General features: G+C 72.1%; 16 protein-coding genes. 10 read left to right on the forward strand and 6 right to left on the reverse strand.

Going from position 1 to position 17,872, the window contains the following annotated elements:
• The 7 genes from DKT68_RS23395 to DKT68_RS23425 form a co-directional block, all read left to right on the forward strand.
• The coding region (locus tag DKT68_RS23395; protein ID WP_109819544.1) for a gluconeogenesis factor YvcK family protein at positions 1–744 on the forward strand (744 nt) is incomplete at its 5' end.
• 54 nt (positions 745–798) lie between these two features.
• Entirely contained in the window at positions 799–1,779 is a 981-nt protein-coding gene (gene whiA / locus DKT68_RS23400) for a DNA-binding protein WhiA (protein WP_109819545.1), read from the forward strand.
• Between the two features lie 262 nt (positions 1,780–2,041).
• Complete coding sequence (gene gap, locus DKT68_RS23405) at positions 2,042–3,046, forward strand: type I glyceraldehyde-3-phosphate dehydrogenase (RefSeq protein ID WP_109819546.1); 1,005 nt, start codon at positions 2,042–2,044, stop codon at positions 3,044–3,046.
• Positions 3,043–4,242, forward strand: a complete 1,200-nt coding sequence (locus DKT68_RS23410; protein ID WP_109819547.1) for a phosphoglycerate kinase — start codon at positions 3,043–3,045, stop codon at positions 4,240–4,242. The genes gap and DKT68_RS23410 overlap by 4 nt, the downstream gene beginning before the upstream one ends.
• A complete protein-coding gene (gene tpiA, locus DKT68_RS23415) occupies positions 4,243–5,034 on the forward strand; it encodes a triose-phosphate isomerase (protein ID WP_109819548.1) in 792 nt (263 codons plus the stop codon). It abuts the gene before it with no gap.
• A 95-nt stretch (positions 5,035–5,129) separates the two neighbouring features.
• Positions 5,130–5,390 carry a preprotein translocase subunit SecG gene (gene secG, locus DKT68_RS23420; protein ID WP_109819549.1) on the forward strand — a complete coding sequence of 87 codons (261 nt, stop codon included), beginning with the start codon at positions 5,130–5,132 and terminating at the stop codon, positions 5,388–5,390.
• A 139-nt stretch (positions 5,391–5,529) separates the two neighbouring features.
• Positions 5,530–5,871 carry an RNA polymerase-binding protein RbpA gene (locus DKT68_RS23425; protein ID WP_109819550.1) on the forward strand — a complete coding sequence of 114 codons (342 nt, stop codon included), beginning with the start codon at positions 5,530–5,532 and terminating at the stop codon, positions 5,869–5,871.
• A gap of 35 nt (positions 5,872–5,906) precedes the next feature.
• Here the strand turns inward: DKT68_RS23425 and pgl are convergent, their stop codons facing one another.
• The 6 genes from pgl to tkt all read right to left on the reverse strand — a co-directional run bounded on the left by pgl (position 5,907) and on the right by tkt (position 14,625).
• Positions 5,907–6,677, reverse strand: a complete 771-nt coding sequence (gene pgl, locus DKT68_RS23430; protein ID WP_109819551.1) for a 6-phosphogluconolactonase — start codon at positions 6,675–6,677, stop codon at positions 5,907–5,909.
• A 149-nt stretch (positions 6,678–6,826) separates the two neighbouring features.
• A complete protein-coding gene (locus tag DKT68_RS23435) occupies positions 6,827–7,843 on the reverse strand; it encodes a glucose-6-phosphate dehydrogenase assembly protein OpcA (protein ID WP_109819552.1) in 1,017 nt (338 codons plus the stop codon).
• 169 nt (positions 7,844–8,012) lie between these two features.
• The gene (gene zwf, locus DKT68_RS23445; protein ID WP_109819554.1) at positions 8,013–9,563 is read right to left on the reverse strand and encodes a glucose-6-phosphate dehydrogenase; all 1,551 of its coding nucleotides are present in this window, start codon (positions 9,561–9,563) and stop codon (positions 8,013–8,015) included.
• 2 nt (positions 9,564–9,565) lie between these two features.
• Positions 9,566–11,215, reverse strand: coding sequence for a glucose-6-phosphate isomerase (locus DKT68_RS23450; protein WP_109819555.1), 1,650 nt, complete (start codon positions 11,213–11,215; stop codon positions 9,566–9,568).
• A gap of 76 nt (positions 11,216–11,291) precedes the next feature.
• Positions 11,292–12,470 carry a transaldolase gene (gene tal / locus DKT68_RS23455; protein ID WP_109819560.1) on the reverse strand — a complete coding sequence of 393 codons (1,179 nt, stop codon included), beginning with the start codon at positions 12,468–12,470 and terminating at the stop codon, positions 11,292–11,294.
• Between the two features lie 16 nt (positions 12,471–12,486).
• On the reverse strand, positions 12,487–14,625 hold the full coding sequence (gene tkt / locus DKT68_RS23460; protein ID WP_109819556.1) for a transketolase: 2,139 nt from the start codon (positions 14,623–14,625) through the stop codon (positions 12,487–12,489).
• Positions 14,626–14,888: 263 nt separating this feature from the next.
• Here tkt and DKT68_RS23465 point away from each other — a divergent pair, with 263 nt between their 5' ends.
• The 3 genes from DKT68_RS23465 to DKT68_RS23475 all read left to right on the forward strand — a co-directional run bounded on the left by DKT68_RS23465 (position 14,889) and on the right by DKT68_RS23475 (position 17,409).
• The gene (locus tag DKT68_RS23465; protein WP_109819557.1) at positions 14,889–15,842 is read left to right on the forward strand and encodes a heme o synthase; all 954 of its coding nucleotides are present in this window, start codon (positions 14,889–14,891) and stop codon (positions 15,840–15,842) included.
• A 296-nt stretch (positions 15,843–16,138) separates the two neighbouring features.
• The gene (locus tag DKT68_RS23470; RefSeq protein ID WP_109819558.1) at positions 16,139–16,474 is read left to right on the forward strand and encodes a hypothetical protein; all 336 of its coding nucleotides are present in this window, start codon (positions 16,139–16,141) and stop codon (positions 16,472–16,474) included.
• Positions 16,475–16,488: 14 nt separating this feature from the next.
• On the forward strand, positions 16,489–17,409 hold the full coding sequence (locus DKT68_RS23475; protein WP_109819559.1) for an ATP-grasp domain-containing protein: 921 nt from the start codon (positions 16,489–16,491) through the stop codon (positions 17,407–17,409).
• Positions 17,410–17,872: the final 463 nt, after the last annotated feature.

Below are 17,872 nucleotides of genomic sequence, written 5' to 3' on the forward strand. Positions count from 1 at the left end.
GACCCGGCGGCCGGCGGCGAGGACGGCGGGGGCGGCCCGGCCGCTGCGCGGGCCGACGGGCTGGCTGGGCACGCGGTCGGCAACCTGGTGCTCTGCGGCCTGATGGAGCTGCTCGGCGACCCGGTGGCCGCGCTGGAGCACGCCGGCGCGATGCTCGGCGCGGTCGGCCGGGTGCTGCCCATGTCCCGCGAGCCGGTGGGCATCGAGGCGCGGGTGCGGGGCGCCGACCCGACCGCCCCGGACGAGGTGCGCACCGTACGCGGCCAGCACCAGGTGGCGGTCACCACCGGGCGGGTCGAGTCGCTGCGGCTCACCCCGACCGCCCCGGCGGCCTGCGCCGAGGCTCTGGCGGCGATCGGCGCGGCGGACTGGCTGATCTTCGGGCCGGGCAGCTGGTACACCAGCGTGCTGCCGCACCTGCTGGTGCCGCAGCTCGCCGACGCGATCGTGTCCAGCCCGGCCCGGCGACTGGTCACCCTGAACCTCGCCGCGGAGAAGGAGACCCTCGGGCTCTCCGTCGCCGACCACCTCGCGGCGCTGCACTGGTACCTTCCCGAGCTCAAGGTGGATCTCGTGCTGGCTGACGCCAAGGCGGTGGGTGACCCCGAACCGGTCGAACGTGCGGCAGAATCGCTGGGTGCCCGCCTGGTCCTTGCTCCCGTCGCCGTCATCGACGGCACTCCCCGCCATGATCCGGCTGCCCTGGGCGCCGCGCTGGTGCCTGTCCTGGGTGCCGATCGTTAGACACGTACGTAATCTCCGGCGACACGCCGGAACCGGTCCGTGAGGGGACGCACAATGGCGATGACGGCTGCGGTCAAGGACGAGCTGAGTCGGGTCGACGTGCCCAAGCCCTGCTGTCGGCGGGCGGAGATGGCCGCGCTGCTGCGCTTCGCCGGGGGGCTGCACATCGTCTCCGGCCGCGTGGTGGTGGAGGCGGAGCTGGACACCGGGGCGGTGGCCCGCCGGCTGCGCCGGGAGGTCGCTGAGGTCTACGGGTACCCGAGTGAGATCCACGTGCTGGCCTCCGGCGGCCTGCGCAAGGGCAGCCACTTCATCGTCCGGGTGGTCAAGGACGGCGAGGCCCTGGCCCGCCAGACGGGCCTGCTGGACGTGCGTGGCCGGCCGGTGCGCGGGCTGCCTCCGCACGTGGTGGCGGCGAACGTCTGCTGCGCGGTCTCCGCGTGGCGGGGCGCGTTCATGGCGCACGGCTCGCTCACCGAGCCCGGCCGGTCCAGCGCCCTGGAGATCACCTGTCCCGGGCCGGAGTCGGCGCTGGCGCTGGTCGGCGCGGCCCGCCGGATCGGGATCACCGCCAAGAACCGCGAGGTGCGCGGGGTGGACCGGGTGGTGGTCAAGGACGGCGACGCCATCGCCGCGCTGCTCACCCGGATCGGCGCGCACTCCAGCGTGCTGGCCTGGGAGGAGCGCCGGGTCCGCCGCGAGGTACGGGCCACCGCCAACCGGCTCGCCAACTTCGACGACGCCAACCTGCGCCGTTCGGCGCGCGCCGCGGTGGCCGCCGCCGCCCGGGTGACCCGGGCGCTGGAGATCCTCGCCGACGAGGCCCCCAACCACCTCACCGACGCCGGCCGCCTGCGACTGGAGCACCGGCAGGCGTCGCTGGAGGAGTTGGGCGCGCTCGCCGAGCCGGCGTTGACCAAGGACGCCATCGCCGGGCGGATCCGCCGGCTGCTGGCGCTGGCCGACAAGCGGGCCCGCGACCTCGGCATCCCGGATACCGAAGCAGCCGTCACGCCCGACATGCTCGTGGTCTGATAGGACGGTGGGGCCGCACGGTGCGCCCGGGACGACGACCCGGCGCAGCGTGGCCTCGCACGCTCGGATAAGGTCGCTGCGTACGGCAAGGGGGCCGACACAGGCACTCCTCGTCGTGCCCACCGCCTCGGGCGGTCAGGTCCTCAGACCGCGGCGGGGTGCCGAGATGAACCGTCAACGGCCGGCTCCAACGGTCGGCGCACACCACTCCGCCGGCCCGTTGTCTGAAGCCGGCGGACCAGAACGCGAGGAGATGGGACCTGTGACCATCCGGGTTGGCATCAACGGCTTCGGCCGGATCGGCCGTAACTTCTTCCGGGCAGTGCTGGCGTCCGACGCCGACATCGAGGTCGTGGCGGTGAACGACCTGACCGACAACGCCACGCTCGCCCACCTGCTCAAGTACGACAGCATCCTGGGTCGCCTGCCGTACGAGGTCAAGGCCACCGCCGACGAGATCACCGTCGGTGGCAAGACCATCAAGGCGTACGCGGAGAAGGACCCGGCGTCGCTGCCGTGGGGCGAGGTCGGCGCCGACGTCGTCATCGAGTCGACCGGCTTCTTCACCGACGCCACCAAGGCCAAGGCGCACGTCGACGGCGGGGCCAAGAAGGTCATCATCTCCGCCCCGGCGAAGAACGAGGACGTCACGGTCGTCATGGGCGTCAACCACGACACCTACGACCCGGCGAAGCACACCATCATCTCCAACGCTTCGTGCACCACCAACTGCCTCGCGCCGATGGCGAAGGTCCTGCACGATACGTTCGGCATCCAGCACGGTCTGATGACGACGATCCACGCGTACACCCAGGACCAGAACCTCCAGGACGCCCCGCACAAGGACCTCCGCCGGGCCCGGGCCGCCGCGCTGAACATCGTCCCGACGTCCACCGGCGCCGCGAAGGCCATCGGCCTGGTGCTGCCGGAGCTCAAGGGCAAGCTCGACGGGTACGCCCTGCGGGTGCCGATCCCGACCGGCTCGGTCACCGACCTCACTGTCAACGTGGGTCGCGAGACCACCGTGGACGAGGTCAACGCCGCGCTGAAGGCCGCCGCGGACGGCCCGCTCAAGGGCATCCTGGTCTACAACGAGGACCCGATCGTCTCCACCGACATCGTCACCGACCCGGCGTCGTGCATCTTCGACGCGCCGCTGACGAAGGTGGTCGGCAACCAGGTCAAGGTCGTCGGCTGGTACGACAACGAGTGGGGCTACTCCAACCGGCTGGTCGACCTGGTCAAGCTGGTCGGTTCGTCGCTGTGAGTATCCGGACCCTCGACGACCTGCTCGCCGAGGGGGTGTCAGGTCGGCGCGTGCTGGTGCGCGCCGACCTGAACGTCCCGCTCGACAAGCAGACCGGCGACATCACCGACGACGGACGGATCCGTGCCGTGCTGCCGACGCTGGGCGCACTGGTCTCCGCCGGCGCCAAGGTGGTCGTCTGTTCGCACCTGGGCCGCCCGAAGGGCACGCCGGACCCGCAGTTCAGCCTCCGCCCGGTCGCCGGGCGGCTCGGTGAGCTGCTCGGCGCGCCGGTCCACTTCGCCACCGACACCGTCGGCGACTCCGCCCGCTCCACCGTGGCGGGCCTGGCCGACGGCCAGGTCGCCCTCCTGGAGAACCTGCGCTTCAACGCCGGTGAGACCAGCAAGGACGACGCCGAGCGGGGCGCCTTCGCCGATCAGCTCGCCGCGTTCGGCGACGCCTACGTCGACGACGCGTTCGGCGCCGTGCACCGCAAGCACGCCAGCGTCCACGACGTGCCGGCGCGGCTGCCGCACGTGGCCGGCCGGCTGGTGCTGCGCGAGGTCGAGGTGCTCTCCAAGCTGACCGGTCAGCCCGAGCGGCCGTACGTGGTGGTGCTCGGCGGGTCCAAGGTCTCCGACAAGCTGGCGGTGATCGAGGCCCTGCTGCCCACGGTCGACCGGCTGCTCATCGGTGGCGGGATGTGCTTCACCTTCCTCAAGGCCCAGGGCCTGGAGGTGGGCACCTCGCTGCTCGAGAAGGACATGGTCGAGACCTGCCGCAACCTGCTGGAGCGGTCCGGCGGCAAGATCCTGCTCCCGGTCGACGTGGTGGTCGCGGACGCGTTCGCGCCGGACGCCGCGCACGACACGGTCCGCGTCGACGGCATCCCGAGCCACCGGCTCGGTCTGGACATCGGCCCGGAGACGGTGGCCGGTTTCGCCGCCGCGCTGTCCCAGGCGAAGACGGTCTTCTGGAACGGCCCGATGGGCGTGTTCGAGATGGCGGCGTTCGCGGCCGGCACCCGGGGGATCGCCGAGGCGATCACCAAGGCGGACGCGTTCAGCGTCGTCGGTGGCGGCGACAGCGCAGCCGCGGTCCGTGCCCTCGGGCTGGACGAGTCCAGTTTCGGGCACATCTCCACCGGCGGCGGCGCCTCCCTGGAATACCTCGAGGGCAAGACCCTCCCCGGCATCGCGGCCCTGGAGAACTGAATGGCGAGCACGACCCGCCGGCCACTGATGGCCGGCAACTGGAAGATGAACCTCAACCACCTCGAGGCCAACCTGCTGGTGCAGAAGCTGGCGGCGAGCCTCACCGAGAAGCAGCTCACCGAGGTGGAGACGGTCGTTCTGCCGCCCTTCACCGACCTGCGCACCGTGCAGACCGCGGTGGACGGCGACAAGCTGCTCATCGGCTACGGCGGGCAGGATCTCTCCCCGCACGCCGGGGGCGCCTACACCGGCGACATCTCGGGCTCGATGCTGGCCAAGCTCGGCTGCTCGTACGTGGTGGTGGGGCACTCGGAGCGGCGGGCCTACCACCACGAGGACGACGCGGTGGTCAACGCCAAGGTGAAGGCGGCGCTGACGCACGGCCTGACCCCGATCCTCTGCGTGGGGGAGGGGCTGGACGTCCGCGAGCAGGGCACCCACGTGGCGCACTGCGCCGACCAGCTCGACGGGGGCCTCGCCGGGCTCACCCCCGAGCAGGTACGGCAGGTGGTGATCGCGTACGAGCCGGTCTGGGCGATCGGCACCGGCAAGACCGCGACGCCGGAGGACGCCCAGGAGGTGTGCGGGGCGGTCCGTCAGCGACTGGCGGAGCGCTTCGACCAGGACACCGCCGACCAGGTCCGGGTCCTCTACGGCGGCTCGGTCAAGGCGTCCAACGTCGCCTCGATCATGGCGCAGCCGGACGTGGACGGGGGCCTGGTGGGGGGCGCCAGCCTGGACGCGGAGGAATTCGCGCAGATCTGCCGGTTCCCCGAGCACATCGCCCGCTGATCGCTCGCTATCCTTGACACCGCCCGTCCACCGGCCGGTGCCGTCGTGCCCGACCTGTCCGGGCGAGGATCGCTACGAGAGGACTGCCCCCAGCCATGCCGATCTGGTTCGCATACACGTTGATCGTGTTGCTGGTCATCACGAGCGTTCTGCTCACCCTGCTGATCCTGCTGCACCGCGGTAAGGGCGGCGGATTGTCGAGCATGTTCGGCGGTGGCGTCAGCTCCAGCCTCGCCGGCTCCTCGGTGGCGGAGAAGAACCTGGATCGTTACACCGTTCTGGTGGGCGTCGTCTGGTTCGCCGCCATCGTCGGCCTCGGGCTCTGGCTCCGCCTCCAGATGAACAGCGGCGCCTGAGCAGGGCCGCCAAGTCGTACAATCTGCGCGCGGTCCGTCACCCGACGGGCCGCGCGCAGGCTTTTCTCCGCTGCACCGCGTCGCCCGCCGCCCATCCCCGAAGACGGCGGGTCCCCTCCGACGACAGGAGCGAGCAGCCGTGCCGAGTGGCAACGTCATCCGTGGCGCCCGGGTCGGGTCCGCACCCGTCCGCCCGGACGAGCGACACCCTCCCGCCCCCCGACAGGACGTCACCTACTGGTGCCGCAACGACCACCGGACCAGCATCCGGATCGCCGCGGACGCCGTCGCGCCACCCCTGTGGGACTGTCCGCGTTGCGGTCTGCCCGCCGGGCAGGACGCCCAGAACCCGCCCGGTCGGGCCCGCGCCGAGCCGTACAAGAGCCACCTGGCGTACGTGAAGGAACGGCGTACCGCCGAGGAGGGGGAGGCGTTGCTGGCCGAGGCGCTGGACGCGCTGCGCCGCCGCCGAGGCGAGTAGGAGGAGGTGCCCCGCACCGCGCGGGGCCCTTCCTCTCAGCGCAGGCTGCGCAGCCGAGCGGGTACGTCGGCCGCTGCCGCGCGGTCCAGCAGCCAGCGGGTCCGGTCCACGCCGTGCACCCCGGCGGCCGGCAACTGCACCGGCCCGGCGCCGGCCAGCGCCATGCCCACCGCCCGCGCCTTGTCGGCGCCGCCGGCCACCAGCCAGACCTCCTCGGCGGTGTTGATCGCCGGCAGGGTGAGCGTGGTCCGCACCGGCGGCGGCTTGGGGCTGCCCCGCACCGCGCTGCACGGCCGGCTCTCGTAGTGCACCGGGTGCTCGGGGAAGACCGAGGCGACGTGCCCGTCCTCCCCGACGCCCAGCAGCAGCACGTCGAAGTGCGGCAGTGCGGCGTGCCCGGGGCGGGCAGCGCGCGCCAGCTCCTCGGCGTACGCCGCGGCGGCCGCCTCGGGGTCGTTGCCGGCCGGGCCGTCGGAGGCCGGCATGGGGTGCACCCGGGCCGGGTTCAGCGGCACCAGGTCGAGCAGGGCGGCCCGGGCCTGGGTCTCGTTGCGTTCCGGGTCGCCGGCGGGCAGGAACCGCTCGTCGCCCCACCACACGTCGACGCGGGACCAGTCCACCGCGTCGCGGGCCGGCAGGTTCGCCACCGCCCGGTAAACGGCCGCGGCGATCCGTCCACCGGTGAGCACCACCGAGGCCTCGCCCCGGTCGGCCTGGGCGTCGAGCAGCTTCACCAGCAGCCGGGCCGCCACGGCCTGCGCCAGCAGGTCGACGTCGGCGTGGACGGCGACACTCGCCTCACTCATCGGTTGTGCCTTCGTTTCCCGACCGCGCGGCGGTCGCTGTCGCGTCATGCCGGGCCGGTGCCCGGATGTGGCGGGGCGGGTGCCCCGGAGTTCCGGGGCAGGACCCGGATCCAGTCCTGCCCCGATGTGGCGCCGTGGACGCGCCGAGCTCAGCTCTGGCCGCTCGTGCCGGCGTGCGCGGTGACCCCGGCCTCCGCGCGGTGTGCGGTGGCCGGATCCTTCCAGACGTGCACCCGCTGCGGGGGACGCTGCTCCAGCCCGCGCAGCCCGGCGGTCGCGCCCAGCGCCTCCGCGTACACCTGGTCGGCGTCCAGCCGGCGCAGCTCCTCGGCCAGCTCGTCACCGAGCGGCCGACGCACCAGCGGCAGCGTCCGGTCGTCCTGACCGGTCCGCCGGAACACCGCCAGGCTGTCCTCGCGGGTCAGCGTCAGCTGGTCACCGTTGGCGCAGGTGAGCTGCACCTCCCGCATCCGCGGGTGCTCGTTGGTGTCGACCCGGCGCGGGCTGATGCCGAGCCGGCTCGACAGCCAGCCGGCCATCAGTGCCGCCGTGGGGTCGCTGGGCGGCGCGACAATGGTCGCCTCGGTGACCCGCGCCTCGGTGGTGTCGAACGCCCCGGCGACGAGGGTCCGCCACGGGGTGATCCGGGTCCACGCCAGGTCGGTGTCACCCGGGGCGTAGTCCCGGGCCCGCTGCCGCAGCGCCTCCACCGGGTCGGCGGCCTGGGCCGTGTCGGTGATCCGCCGGTCGGCGACAACCCCGAGGAAGTCGGTGGCGATCTCGGCCGGCGGCTCGCCGTGCCACCAGGTGACCACCGGCACGTCCGGAACCAGCAGCGGCATCACGACCGACTCGGCGTGCAGGGCCAGGCGCCCGTACATCCGGGTGACCACCGCCTCGCACGGGCCGAGCCGACCGCCGACGACGATCTCCGCGTCCAGCCGGTTGCGGTCCCGCTCGATCTCGGAGCGGACCACCACCACCAGCCGGCACGGGTGGGCGGCGGCGGCGATCGTCGCCGCGGCCTCCGCCTCCCGGACCCGCTTCTCGTCCACCACCACGATGAGGGTCAGCGCCATGCCGCTGGCCACCCCGCCGGCGCTACGCCGCTCGGCGGCGAGCGCCTTGACCACCTCGTTGCCGGTGGTGTCCCACAGCCCGATCACTGGAGCCTCCTGGTCTGCTCGCTGCCCTCGCTCACACCACCGCTTCGCGGCGGCGCGAGCGCCCCGCTGCTGTGCCTCCTGGTTCGCTCGCTGCGCTCGCTCACGCCACCGCTTCGCGGCGGCGCGAGCGCCCCGCTGCTGTGCCTCCTGGTTCGCTCGCTGCGCTCGCTCACGCTCGCCGCCACGCCCGGCCCTCGCGGCCCAGCATCTCGTCGGCCGCCCGCGGCCCCCACTCGCCGGCGCGGTACGGCTCCGGCCTGGTGTTCTCCCAGGCGTGCTCCAGCGGGTCGATCACCTGCCAGCTCTGCTCGACCTCCGCGGCGTCCGGGAAGAGGGTGCGGTCACCGATCAGCACGTCCAGCACCAGCCGCTCGTACGCCTCCGGGCTGGACTCGGTGAACGCCTCGCCGTACTGGAAGTCCATCGCGATGTCGCGGACCTCCATCGTGGTGCCCGGCACCTTCGAGCCGAACTTGAGCACCACGCCCTCGTCCGGCTGCACCCGGATGACGAGCTGGTTGTTGCCCAGCGACTCCATGTCGGCGTCGTTGAACGGCAGGTGGGGCGCCTTCTTGAACATGATGGCGACCTCGGTGACCCGCCGGGGGAGGCGTTTGCCGGCCCGGATGTAGAACGGCACCTCGGCCCAGCGGCGGTTCTGGATGCCCAGGCGCACCGCCACGTACGTCTCGGTGGTGGAGTCCGGGGGGACGCCCTGCTCCTCCAGGTAGCCGACCGCGCGCTCGCCGCCGACCCACCCCGGCAGGTACTGGCCGCGCACGGTGTCGCGGGTCACGTCCCGGGGGAGGGTGATGGCCTTGAGCACCTTCAGCTTCTCGGTCCGGATCTCGTCGGCGTCGAAGCTGGTCGGCTCCTCCATCGCCACCAGCGCCAGGAGCTGGAGCAGGTGGTTCTGGAGCACGTCGCGGGCGGTGCCGACGGTGTCGTAGAAGCCCGCGCGGCTGCCGATGCCGACGTCCTCGGCCATGGTGATCTGCACCGAGTCGACGTACTTCGAGTTCCACAGCGGCTCGAAGAGGTTGTTGGCGAACCGCAGGGCGAGGATGTTCTGGACGGTCTCCTTGCCCAGGTAGTGGTCGATCCGGAAGACGTCCTCCCGGGTGAAGACGTCGTCGACCAGGTCGTTGAGCGCCTTCGCGGAGGGCAGGTCGTTGCCGAACGGCTTCTCCACCACCACGCGGCGCCAGCCGCCGGACTTCTCGTTGTCGGCCATCCCGGTGCGGGCCAGCTGCTTGAGCACGACGGGGAACGCGGCCGGGGGGATCGAGAAGTAGAACGCCGCGTTGCCGGTGATGCCGTGGCTCTGCCGCAGCTCGTCGAGGGTGGTCGCGAGCTGGTCGAAGGCGGCGTCGTCGTCGAACGACCCGCCGACGAACTTGATGTTGCCGGCCAGCCGCGCCCAGACCTCGTCCCGCCAGGGGGTACGGGCGTGCTTGCGCGCCGCCTCGCAGGCCAGCGTCTCGAAGTCGCCGTCACCCCAGTCGCGACGGGCGAAGCCGAGCACCACGAAACCGGGCGGGAGCAGCCCCCGGTTGGCCAGGTCGTAGACCGCTGGGAGCAGCTTCTTGCGGGCCAGGTCGCCGGTCACCCCGAAGATCACCAGAGCGCACGGCTCCGGGATCCGGGGGAGCCGGCGGTCCTGCGGGTCGCGCAGCGGGTTCACGCCGCCTCCTCGCTCCGCTCGCGTCACATCGTCCATCCTCACGCCCGCAGATCACCGGCCGCGTCGAGCAGTTGGGCGACGCCGGCGGCCCGGTCGGTCAGGTGCAGCCGCAGGACCGGCCGGTCCCGGCCGGCCAGCGCCTCCCGGTCGCCGGCGGCCTGCGCCGCCTGCAACTCACCGAAGGTGTACGGCTTGCCCGGCACCGGCAGGTCCTCGGCGACCGCGCCGGTCACCTGCAGGAAGCTGCCGACCTGCGGGCCGCCCTTGTGGTACTGGCCGGTGGAGTGCAGGAACCGCGGCCCCCACCCGAAGGTGACCGGCCGATTGGCCGCCTCGGCCAGCAGCGGCCGCAGCCGGGCCGCGTCGGCGTCGGCGAACCGGTCCAGGTACGCCATCACCGCCAGGTAGCCGTCGTCGCCCAGCCCGTCGAACAGCCAGCGGAGCACGCCGCGGAGGTCACCGGGGGTGCCCTCCGGCGCGTACACCTCGATCGCGCCCTCGGTGAACGACGGCGTCTCCGCCGGCAGGCCCGAGGCCAGGATCTTGTTGGTGTTCTCCTTCGACTCGGTGACGTTGGGCTGGTTGAAGGGGTCGATGCCGAGCACCACACCCGCCACGGCGGTGGCGTACTCCCAGGCCAGGAACTGCGCGCCGAGCGGGCCGTTGACCGCGACGTCCGGGTTGGCGCCGCCGCCCGGCGCGTCGCCGGTGGCCAGCGCGCCGCCGTAGGTGACGGTCAACACGTCCGGGCCGGTGGCGCCCGGGCTCTGCGGGGACTCCACCACCACCGGCAGGATGCCCACCCCGGCCTTGCCGGTCGACTCGGCGATCAGCTGCTCGGCCCAGTCGCCGAACCCCTCGATGCCGGTGCCGTCGCTGACCAGCGCGACCTTGTCCCGGGCCAACGTGGCGGCGGCGCCCAGCGCGGCGCCCAGCGCCAGCGCCGGATTGTCCTGGTTCCCGGCGAGCGACTCGGCCAGCGCGTCGGCCTGGTCGATCAGCTCCGCCACCTGGACCCCGGCCAGCGCCGACGGCACCAGCCCGAACGCGGTCAGCGCCGAGTACCGGCCGCCCACGTTCGGGTCGGCCAGCACGGTGAACGCGCCCATCTCGGTCGCGGTGGTCTCCAGCGGTGAGCCGGGATCGGTGACGATGACGAAGTGCCTGCCGGCCTCCGCCTCGGTCATCCCGGCGTCCAGGAACGCCTGCCAGTAGGCGCGCCGGTGGCTGTCGGTCTCCACCGTCGAACCGGACTTGCTGGCCACCACCACGACGGTGCGCTCCAGCCGGTCACCGAGCGCGGCCCGGACCTGGCCCGGGTCGGTCGTGTCCAGCACGGTCAGCGGGCGGCCCAGGGTGCGGGCGATGACCTCGGGGGCCAGCGAGGAGCCGCCCATGCCGGCGAGGACCACGTGGTCGAGGTCCGCCAGCTCGGCGGTCAGCTCGGCCAGCTGCAGCAGCAGCTCCCGGCTGCGGCGGTGGGTGTCCACCCAGCCGAGCCGGATCTTCGCCTCGGCCTCGGCGTCCGGGCCCCACAGGCTCGCGTCCTTGGCCGCGAGCCGGCCCGGGACCTCGGCCCGGACCAGCGCGTCCCGCGTCGAGGCGGGGGCGGACTTGTCGACGGCCTCCGCGCCGTACACGGCGAGACCGCCGCCGGCCTCGATCGGCCCGGCCAACAGGTCGCTCATGCCGCCCCCTCGCTTCGCTCGCCGGCGGCACGGGACTCCCGGACGCTGATCTTGCTGATTCGCTCGCTGCGCTCGCTCATGCGTTACCCCCAGCCTGCTGGGCGGCCTGCGCGTTGCCCTTGGCGGCCTCGTTCGGCGAGCCCTTGCCCTTCGCCGCCGCATCGAGGGACTTGCGGACGCCGTCGAGCAGCTCCTGCCAGCTGGCCTCGAACTTCTCCACGCCCTCGCTCTCCAGGGTGGCGATCACGTCGTCCATGTCCACCCCGACCGACTCCAGGTCCGCGAAGACCGTGCGGGCCGCGTCGTAGGCGCCGGTGATGGTGTCGTCGCGGGTCTCGCCGTGGTCGGCGTACGCGTGGATGACCGGCTCCGGCATGGTGTTGACCGTGCCGGGGGCGATCAGCTCCTCGACGTAGATCACGTCGCGGTAGTCGGGGTTCTTCGTGGAGGTGGAGGCCCACAGCGGCCGCTGCGGGTGCGCGCCGGCGTCGGCGAGCGCCTGCCAACGGTCGGAGGAGAACACCTCGCTGTACCGCTCGTAGGCCAGCTGGGCGTTGGCGATGGCCGCCTTGCCCTTCAGCGCCTTCGCCGGATCGGAGCCGATCTTCTCGAGCCGCTTGTCGACCTCCGAGTCGACCCGGGAGACGAAGAACGACGCCACCGACCCGATGGTGGACAGGTCGTGGCCGTTCGCCTTGGCCTGCTCGAGGCCGGCGAGGAACGCCTCCATGACCGCCGAGTAGCGGTCCAGCCCGAAGATCAGCGTCACGTTGACGCTGATCCCCTCCGCCAGCGTGGCGGTGATCGCCGGCAGGCCCGCCTCGGTGGCCGGGATCTTGATGAAGAGGTTGGGCCGGTCGACCAGCCACCACAGGGCCTTGGCCTCGGCGACCGTCCGGTCGCTCTCGTGCGCCAGCCGCGGGTCCACCTCGATCGAGACCCGGCCGTCGACGCCCGCGCTGGAGTCGTACGACGGGCGCATCACGTCACAGGCCCACCGCACGTCGTACGTGGTGAGCATGCGCACCGCCTCTTCGACGTCCACGCCACGCATGGCGAGGTCGCGCAACTGCCAGTTGTACTCGTCGGCGTCGCTCAGCGCCTTCGCGAAGATCGTCGGGTTGGTGGTCACCCCGGCCACGTGCTGCTCGCGGCGCAGCTTGTCCAGCCCGCCGGAGCTCAGTCGTACGCGAGAAAGATCGTCCAGCCACACCGCCACGCCCGCGGCGGTGAGCTCACTCAGCCTGTCCGTCATGCCGTCCACGCTCCCCTCAGTTGCCGGTCGTGAAACCGGTGATGTCGCCCACCCGGGCCAGCGAGGCGTGTGCCGCCGCCACGATCCGGTCGGGGGTGAACCCGAACTGCTCGAAGAGCACGGTGTGCGGTGCGCTCGCCCCGTAGTGCTCCAGGCTGACGCTCTCGCCCAGGTCACCGACCACGCCGCGCCACGACATCGCGATGCCCGCCTCCACGCTCACCCGTGCCTTTACCCCGCGTGGCAGCACCGACTCCCGGTACGCCTCGTCCTGCTCGTAGAACCACTCCTGGCAGGGCATGGACACGACCCGGGTGGGCGTGCCGTCGGCCTCCAGCCGCTCGCGGGCGGTCAGGCAGAGCTGCACCTCGGACCCCGTGCCGACGATGATCACCTGCGGCTTGCCGTTCGAGGCCTCGGCCAGCACGTAGCCGCCCTTGGCCACCCCGTCCGCGCCGCCCAGGACGTCGCGGTCCAGCGTCGGCAGCGGCTGACGGCTCAGCGCCAGCGCGGTGGGCCGGTCGGTGTGCTCCAGCGCCAGCCGCCAGGCCCAGACCGTCTCGTTGGCGTCAGCCGGCCGGACCACGTCCAGGCCGGGGATGGCGCGCAGCGCGGTCAGGTGCTCCACCGGCTGGTGGGTCGGGCCGTCCTCGCCGAGGCCGATCGAGTCGTGCGTCCAGACGTACGTCACCGGCAGCTTCATGAGCGCCGCCAGCCGCACCGAGGGGCGCATGTAGTCGCTGAACACCAGGAACGTGCCGCCGTACGGGCGGGTGCCGCCGTGCAGGGCGATGCCGTTGAGGATCGCGCCCATGGCGTGCTCGCGGATGCCGAAGTGCAGGGTGCGGCCGTACTCGTGGCCCGGGAAGTCCTTGGTGGCGTGCGACGCCGGGATGAAGGACGGCTCGCCCTTCATGGTGGTGTTGTTGCTCTCGGCCAGGTCGGCCGAGCCGCCCCACAGCTCCGGCAGCACCGGCGCGAGCGCCTCCAGCACCTTGCCGGAGGCGGCCCGGGTGGCCACGCCCTTGGCGTCGGCGGGGAAGGTGGGCAGCGCGTCGGCCCAGCCGTCGGGGAGTACCCGCCCGGCGATCCGCTCGTACAGCGCGGTGCGCTCCGGGTTGGCCGCCTTCCAGGCGTCGAACGCGGTGGTCCACTCCTCCTGGGCGGCGGAGCCGCGGCCCATCACCTTTCGGGCGTGGGCGAGCACCTCCTCGTCGACGTCGAAGGTCTTGTCCGGGTCGAAGCCGAGGATGCTCTTGGTGGCCTTCACCTCGTCGGCGCCGAGCGCCGAACCGTGGATCTTGCCGGTGTTCTGCTTGTTGGGCGCGGGCCAGCCGATGATGGTGCGCAGCGCGATGAAGGAGGGACGCGCGGTCTCCGCCCTGGCGGCCAGCAGCGCCTCGTAGAGCGCCTCGGCGTCCTCGTGGTAGTCGCCCTGGTCGGCGTCGCCGCTGCGCCAGTCGACGGTCTGCACGTGCCAGCCGTACGCCTCGTAGCGGGCGGCCACGTCCTCGCTCTTGGCGATGCGGGTGTCGTCCTCGATCGAGATCTCGTTGTCGTCGTAGATCACCGTGAGGTTGCCCAGCTGCTGGTGCCCGGCGAGGGCGCTGGCCTCGTGGCTGATGCCCTCCTCGATGTCACCGTCGGAGACGATGCACCAGATGTCGTGGTCGAAGACCGACGCGCCGGGCTCGGTCTCCGGGTCGAACAGGCCGCGCTCGCGGCGGGCCGCCATGGCCATGCCGACCGCGTTGCCCAGGCCCTGCCCGAGCGGGCCGGTGGTGGTCTCCACGCCCGGGGTGTGCCCGTGCTCCGGGTGACCCGGGGTGAGGGAGCCCCACTGCCGCAGCGACTGCAGGTCGGACAGGCTCAGCGGGTAGCCGGAGAGGAACAGCTGAATGTAGAGCGTCAGGCTGGAGTGCCCGGCGGACAGCACGAACCGGTCCCGCCCGGGCCAGTTCGGGTCGGCCGGGTTGTGCCGCATGACCCGGTTGAAGAGCAGGTAGGCCGCGGGCGCGAGGCTCATCGCGGTGCCCGGGTGGCCGTTGCCGGATTTCTCCACGGCATCCATGGCCAGCACGCGGACGGTGTCGACGGCCCGGCGGTCGAGGTCGGACCAGTTGAGTGCGGAGTGCTCGGGTCGGTTGGCAGCCACGATGGTTGTGCTCCTCGGCAGATGGGCGGAACCCTCACTGGTGACCCTATCGAGCGTGCCTAAACGTCCGCCCGGGGATCTCTGCATGCTGTGCGGTACGTGACGGCGCGCCGGGACGTTCAACCCGGTGGTGTGACGGCCCGCACCGTTGTCGGGTCGGCCGGGCAGCCAAAACGACAACGCGTAGTGTGTGGTCGGTGTGCGGACCCGAGCGGGCCCGGCCGATCCGATCTCCCCGTGGCGATGCCGGAAGGTGGCAATCCGTGAGCATGATCACCGAGCGCCCCGCGAGCAACCCCGCCGGGCAGCCCCCGGTGCGGGCGGTCGAGGGTCCGGTGGCGCGGCGGGACGTGCGCGCGATCCTCTCGGCGTACGTGGCGCTCACCAAGCCGCGGATCGTGGAGCTGCTGCTGGTCACCACCGTTCCGGCGATGATGCTCGCCGACGGCGGCCTGCCGTCGCTGTGGTTGATGGCCGTGGTGCTGGTCGGCGGCTCGCTCGCCGCGGGCGCGGCCAGCGTGCTCAACTGCTACATCGACCGCGACATCGACCAGTTGATGCGGCGGACCAAGCGTCGGCCGCTGCCGGCGCACACCGTGTCGCCGCGCAACGCGTTGGTCTTCGGTCTGGTGCTGGCGGCGGTGTCGGTCGCCCTGATGGCGGCGTTCACCAACCTGCTCGCCGCGGGGCTGACCCTCGCCGCGATCGTCTACTACGACGTCGTCTACACCCTGTGGCTCAAGCGCTCCACCCCGACGAACACCTTCTGGGGCGGGGCCTGCGGGGCGGCGCCGGTGCTGATCGGCTGGGCGGCGGTGACCGGCTCGCTGGCGCCGGCCGCCTGGGGGCTGTTCGCGGTCGTCTTCTTCTGGCAGATGCCGCATTTCTACCCCCTCGCCATGAAGTACAAGGACGACTACGCCCGTGCGGGCATCCCGATGCTGCCGGTGGTCGCCTCCACCCGGCGGGTGAACGCCGAGATCCTGATCTTCGCCTGGCTCACCGTGCTCACCTCGCTGGCGGTCTGGCCGCTGGGGCTCAGCCCGATCTACGGGGTGCCGACCCTGGTGGTGGGCGCCATCTTCCTGGTCGAGGCGCACCGGCTCTGCCGGCGGGCGACCCGCGGCGAGGCGGTCAAGCCGATGCGGCTGTTCCACTGGTCGACGACGTACCTGACGATCGTGTTCGTCGCCGTCGCGCTCGACGCGCTGATCTGACCCCTCGCGCCGCGGTCCGCCGGTCGCCGGTAGTGCGACGACGCTCATTCTTCGATTAATCACCATTATGGATGAATTGTCCGCATTAATGTCACATCAGAGTAACTTTCGGCATGAGTCCGATGGGCTCAACCTGCGGCGGTTGAACCGTGATTTCGCCACGTGTTCTGAGGTGTTAAGTCCATATAAAAGCGGACAGTTAACCTGTGGCGTGCCTTAAACCTGTAGGTAATTGGCATCACAAAAGGTTCATGGTTCTCGCCCAGCCCCGTGCAACTCTGCTTAGGCTTCGCGTCATGGCAGATGGTTCCGATACGACGCTGACGGCCGAGCAGACCGCCGCCGAGCAGGCGCCCCAGAATCTGGTCGCGGGGCTCCGGGCCTTCGCCGCCGGGCACGGCGGGGCGAAGGCGGTCATCGAGTACGTCGGCAAGCGTGGCGCGCGAATCGTCCTCGTGGGCTCCGACGGTGAGTGGGGCGACCAGTTCGCCGACGACACCGTCACCGCCCGGGAGGCGTGCGCCAAGGCGGGAGTCACCGTCGAGAACGCCTGGGAGCGTGAACTGATGGACCAGATGCGTCCGAGCAACGACCTCTGGCGGTCGATGGCCCGGCGCACGATGGCCCGCTGAGATAGCACACTGAATTGACCAACCACCAGCAGTCGACCCGGGGGGAACCCCGGGTCGCTCTCGTCACCTGCGGCGAACTGGCCGACCTCGACCCGGACGACCGCCTGGTCCTCGCCCCGCTCGCCGCCGCCGGGGTTGCCGCCGAGGCGGTCGTCTGGGACGACCCCGACGCCGACTGGGCCTCCTACGACCTCGTCGTGCTCCGCTCACCGTGGGACTACGCGCTCCGCCGCGACGAGTTCCTCGCCTGGGCCGCCTCCGTCCCGGCGCTGGTCAACCCGGCCGAGGTGGTGCGCTGGAACACCGACAAGCGCTACCTCGCCGAGCTGAGCGCGGCCGGGGTGCCGACCGTGCCGACGTCCTGGGTCGAGCCGGAGGAGAGCTGGGCGCCGCCGGCCGACGCCGGCGAGTACGTGATCAAGCCAGCGGTCAGCGCGGGCAGCCAGGACACCGGCCGGTACGACCTGGCCGACCCGGAGCACCGGGAACTGGCGGCGGCGCACGTGCGGCGGCTCTCCGACGCCCGCCGGCTCACCATGGTCCAGCCGTACCTGACCGCCGTGGACACCGAGGGCGAGACGGCACTGCTCTTCCTGGCGGGTCCGGACGGTCTCGCGTTCAGCCACGCGATCCGCAAGGGTCCGATGCTGACCGGGCCGGACCTCGGCCTGGACGGGCTCTACAAGGCCGAGGAGATCACCGCCCGCACCGCGCGCCCCGAACAGCTCGCCGTGGCGGAACAGACGCTCGCCACGGTGCCCGGAGGGACGCGCCAGCTGCTCTACGCCCGGGTCGACCTGATCCCCGGCCCGGACGGCGCTCCGGTCCTGGTCGAGCTGGAGCTGACCGAGCCGTCGCTGTTCCTCGGCCACGCCGACGGCGCCCCCGATCGCCTGGCCGAGGCGATCATCACCCACCTGGCCCGCCGCGACTGACCCTCGGTTCGGCGCCCGCCGCCCTCAAGATCCGCGCAACATCAGGGAAGGTGCTGCCTCAGGGCGCCGCGACCCCACACTTTCCCTGAAGTTGCGCGGGTCTCGGGCCGGACGCGCCCCGCCCAGGGGCGCGGATCTCCGGCCGGAGGAACGCGCCCCGCCCAGGGTGGTCGGGCCGTCCTTTGCTCTGCTTCACTCCACGCAACACCCGGCGTCCGATATCCGGACGGCGGGTGTTGCGGTCGTTGAAGCAGACCAAGGACGAGGATGGTGGGGCCGCCCAGGTTGGTGAGATCGCGTGGTGCGGCTCGGGCCGGCAAGGCCGCGTGGTGAGGCTTGGGCCGGCAAGGCCGGCGGTGGGCCTTGACCGGCGGGACCGCGTGGTGGGGCCTCGGCGGCAAGATCGCGCACGATCCTGGATGTAGTGGTATCCCGAGCGCCGGACGGCCACTACATCCAGGAT

Origin of the sequence: Micromonospora acroterricola, assembly GCF_003172955.1 — a bacterium.
Taxonomy (GTDB): domain Bacteria; phylum Actinomycetota; class Actinomycetes; order Mycobacteriales; family Micromonosporaceae; genus Micromonospora; species Micromonospora acroterricola.

Bases quoted from the DNA above. Each gene is read 5' to 3' on its own strand.
- whiA (WP_109819545.1), top strand. From the start codon at position 799: ATGGCGATGACGGCTGCGGTCAAGGACGAGCTGAGTCGGGTCGACGTG.
- tpiA (WP_109819548.1), top strand. From the start codon at position 4,243: ATGGCGAGCACGACCCGCCGGCCACTGATGGCCGGCAACTGGAAGATG.
- secG (WP_109819549.1), top strand. From the start codon at position 5,130: ATGCCGATCTGGTTCGCATACACGTTGATCGTGTTGCTGGTCATCACG.
- pgl (WP_109819551.1), bottom strand. From the start codon at position 6,677: ATGAGTGAGGCGAGTGTCGCCGTCCACGCCGACGTCGACCTGCTGGCG.
- zwf (WP_109819554.1), bottom strand. From the start codon at position 9,563: ATGGACGATGTGACGCGAGCGGAGCGAGGAGGCGGCGTGAACCCGCTG.
- DKT68_RS23450 (WP_109819555.1), bottom strand. From the start codon at position 11,215: ATGAGCGACCTGTTGGCCGGGCCGATCGAGGCCGGCGGCGGTCTCGCC.
- tal (WP_109819560.1), bottom strand. From the start codon at position 12,470: ATGACGGACAGGCTGAGTGAGCTCACCGCCGCGGGCGTGGCGGTGTGG.
- DKT68_RS23470 (WP_109819558.1), top strand. From the start codon at position 16,139: ATGGCAGATGGTTCCGATACGACGCTGACGGCCGAGCAGACCGCCGCC.